The sequence below is a fragment of the Bradyrhizobium sp. YR681 genome (assembly GCF_000282615.1).
Classification (GTDB): domain Bacteria; phylum Pseudomonadota; class Alphaproteobacteria; order Rhizobiales; family Xanthobacteraceae; genus Bradyrhizobium.
Genome location: NZ_AKIY01000153.1, coordinates 1 through 1,494 on the forward strand (window position 1 = coordinate 1; position 1,494 = coordinate 1,494).

The following is a 1,494-nucleotide window of genomic DNA, read 5'->3' on the forward strand; positions in this document are numbered from 1 at the left end:
CCCGCCGTATCGGATTGGCTGATCTCCTCCCAGTGCTTCTCGAACAGGTCGGCGATACGCAGCAGCAGCGCCTGCCGCTCGAACGGCTTGAAACGGCTCCACGGCCCCACGAAAGCGCGACGGGCCGCAGCGACCGCAAGATTGATGTCGGCCGCCTCGCCACGCGGGACGCGCGCGATCACCTCGCCAGTCGCGGGGTTGCGCGTCTCGAAGACTTTCCCCGAGCGGGCTTCCACCCACGCGCCATCGACAAACATCTTTCGGGTTCGGCCGTCGATCGGAAATCGGATCTCGGCATTCGTCATCGGAGTACTCCTGTCTCGACGGAGGCCATGGCCGGATGCCCCGCCGTTATTTGATTTCGCGCTTTCATAGCGTTGATTCTTCGCCTCGGGCAGGTCTTGCAGGCAGCCGCGAGCAGGCGTCAAACCGAATATCAGGGCGGACCGGCCTTGGAGGGATCGATCGAGATCTGGCGCTTCAGGGTACGCAGGCCGAATGTCGTTCGCGACTGCCGGATGCCCGGGATCCTGTACAACGCCTGCCGCAGGAAGCGCTCGTAGTGATCGGTGTCCCGCACGACGACCTTGATGAGATAGTCGTAATCGCCGGTCACCAGATAGGCTTCCGTCACCTCCGGAATTCGCGACAGGGCGGCGCCGAAGCGCTCCAGCACCTTGTCGTCATGCTTGTCCAGCGTGATCTCGACGAAGGCGATGTTGTTGTATCCGAGATGGGCGTGATTGAGCACCGCGACATATTTCTCGATCGCGCCGTTTTCCTCCAGGCGCTTCACCCTGGTCCAGCATGGCGAACTCGAGAGCCCGACCTGCTCCGCCAGCGCGCTCGTCGTCAAGCGGCCGTCCTCGCTCAGCGCCGAGAGAATCCGGCGATCCAGTTGATCGAGTTCCTCGACGGGGCTTCGCTTGGAGGGCATCAGTTGATCCTTCTGTCATTTCGAGGTTTGGCGGGAAAACCTTCCACGATTTTGGCACACCTGTCGGAATTTTGGGAAATTTTCTCGAAACAGAAGATTATCATGTGCCGCGAGAGAAACTGACATGCAACCTCGACAGCCCCGGCGCGTCAGCGTGATGGCCACCACGCCCGACCCATTTGACGGGATCGTCCGCCTCGTCCTCGACGCGGCGCGTTTCGGCTTCGGCCTCGACCAGGTCGCGATGACGACGCACTCCGATGGGAACCGAACGATACGGATGGTTCTTGAAGTGACGCCGTCGGCCGATTGCGCAGACCTCACGGAACGGTTGTCACGCCATCCGGCGATCACGAACCTTTCCGTCGCGGAGCTCGCCTGCGAGGACGCCGATCGGGCGGGCGTTGTCTCTCCAGGACCAGCAAACGAGCGGATGCTTCCATGACCAGCCCCACGCCCCTTCACTTCCACGTTCCGGAGCCTGCGAGCCGGCCGGGGGGCAAGCCGGATTTCTCCGGTGTCTCGATTCCAAAGGCAGGCTCGGTCCGGCGCCCGCC

General features: G+C 62.7%; 4 protein-coding genes. 2 read left to right on the forward strand and 2 right to left on the reverse strand.

The genetic code is table 11. The annotated features are described in order from the left end of the window. Both PMI42_RS12660 and PMI42_RS12665 read right to left on the reverse strand, forming a co-directional pair. Positions 1 to 305: aldehyde dehydrogenase family protein (locus PMI42_RS12660; protein ID WP_008134517.1), on the reverse strand; the 305-nt coding region annotated here is incomplete at its 3' end. Positions 306 to 436: 131 nt separating this feature from the next. Then, positions 437 to 937 carry an Lrp/AsnC family transcriptional regulator gene (locus tag PMI42_RS12665; protein ID WP_008134518.1) on the reverse strand — a complete coding sequence of 167 codons (501 nt, stop codon included), beginning with the start codon at positions 935 to 937 and terminating at the stop codon, positions 437 to 439. A 157-nt stretch (positions 938 to 1,094) separates the two neighbouring features. Between PMI42_RS12665 and PMI42_RS12670 the strand changes: the two genes are divergently transcribed. Together PMI42_RS12670 and PMI42_RS37905 are read left to right on the forward strand one after the other, a co-directional pair. After that, complete coding sequence (locus PMI42_RS12670) at positions 1,095 to 1,382, forward strand: hypothetical protein (protein ID WP_240535232.1); 288 nt, start codon at positions 1,095 to 1,097, stop codon at positions 1,380 to 1,382. Beyond that, positions 1,379 to 1,494: 2-oxoisovalerate dehydrogenase E1 alpha subunit like protein (locus tag PMI42_RS37905; RefSeq protein WP_008134520.1), on the forward strand; the 116-nt coding region annotated here is incomplete at its 3' end. The genes PMI42_RS12670 and PMI42_RS37905, both read left to right, overlap by 4 nt.

What these genes read in the sequence shown, in the direction of transcription:
- PMI42_RS12670 (WP_240535232.1), top strand. Translation starts at nt 1,095, where the DNA reads ATGGCCACCACGCCCGACCCATTTGACGGGATCGTCCGCCTCGTCCTC.
- PMI42_RS12665 (WP_008134518.1), bottom strand. Translation starts at nt 937, where the DNA reads ATGCCCTCCAAGCGAAGCCCCGTCGAGGAACTCGATCAACTGGATCGC.